General features: G+C 60.0%; 2 protein-coding genes. Both read right to left on the bottom strand.

The features are described from left to right. On the bottom strand, positions 1–278 hold a 278-nt coding region (locus A6A05_RS03560), incomplete at its 3' end, for a recombinase family protein (RefSeq protein ID WP_172822175.1). A gap of 19 nt (positions 279–297) precedes the next feature. After that, the coding region (locus tag A6A05_RS03555; protein ID WP_156520879.1) for an AAA family ATPase at positions 298–1,235 on the bottom strand (938 nt) is incomplete at its 5' end.

The raw sequence follows: 1,235 nt of genomic DNA, 5'->3' as shown, positions 1-1,235 counted from the left end.
AGATTGGCGGTTTCTTCCTGGTCGCGGCTCAGGCGGTCGAGTGCTTCCGCCATGACGATATCCGCCTTGCCATCGACCACGGCTTGCCGCAACGCCTGATAACCGGGCCGCAGCTTTACCGCACCCGAAATCGCCTCGTCGGAAAACCTGTCCACCACATGCCAGCCTTCCAGACCGGCTCGGGCTTCACAGGCCGCAATCTGATCCCGGGCGCTCGACGGGTTCTGGCGCTCGTCGGAAAACCGGCCGTATAGGATCACGCGAGGGGAAACCGGCATGGTCAAATCTCCGCGACGGCTATTTATCGTCCTCCGTGGCGTCGGCCTCGCGAGCCGGCTCATCCGGAATCTGATCCTCAGTATCGCTCGGTTCCGCCCTCAAGTCCGGCGCATATTTCTTCAAGGCATCCGGAATGAGGGTGAAGACCCGACTTTTGCTCGGGCGAACGATGACGGGGGCGTCACGGTCATCGCCGTTGGCCAGTACGCGCAGGAGCGTGTAGTAGGACGATTTCTTGCACGAAAATTCGGCCCGGGACAGCTTTCGCAGCTGGGTGAAAAACTCGCTGACGACGAAAACGGTGTCGGGCGCCGTGTAAGCGGTATCGGCCAGAATCCTGAGCATGGTTTCCTTGTTTTTCCGCGTCCTGCGGATTCGAGGCGCCAGACTTGACGGCGGCAAGGTCAAGGGATCGGCCGTCTCGGGTGCCGGGGTATTCTCCGGTTGGATCACCACTTGGCCCAGCTCTTGTGTCTCGCCGTCTTCGCCGCTTTGAACCGCCGTCGTGAAGCGGATCTGGATATCTTCGTGCTTGGCAGCGTCGCGCTGCTTGATCACGCGCAACATTTTATGGCCGCTGAGTTCCAGCAATGTCTCGACGCCGCCCCGCAGAGCGGAACTGCCGCGTTCCTGGCGGGAGGCTTCCTTGCCGGAATGATGGACCACCATGACCGAGCAGTCGTTGGATTCGAAGGACTCGGCCAGTTTGCGCATGGCGTGGACCAAATCTTGGGTGTCGTGGGCATTGTTCTCGTCGCCGCTCATGAATGAAACCAGCGGATCGAAGATAATCAAGGAGACGTCTGGGCAGATATCGCTGATTCCTTTGATCAGTCGTTCGAGGTCCGCCGGACGGTCGATCAGCAGGTTTTCGACGATAGGGATGAAGAAGCACCCGGACAGCTTGTCCTTGCGCTGGTCGGGAGCAATCTGGTGGTGATCCATCCAGGCGGTGA

Source organism: Magnetospirillum moscoviense, assembly GCF_001650635.1.
Classification (GTDB): Bacteria; Pseudomonadota; Alphaproteobacteria; order Rhodospirillales; family Magnetospirillaceae; genus Magnetospirillum; species Magnetospirillum moscoviense.
The sequence above is the reverse complement of the archived record's forward strand: the minus strand, read 5'-3'. Positions and strand labels throughout refer to the sequence as shown.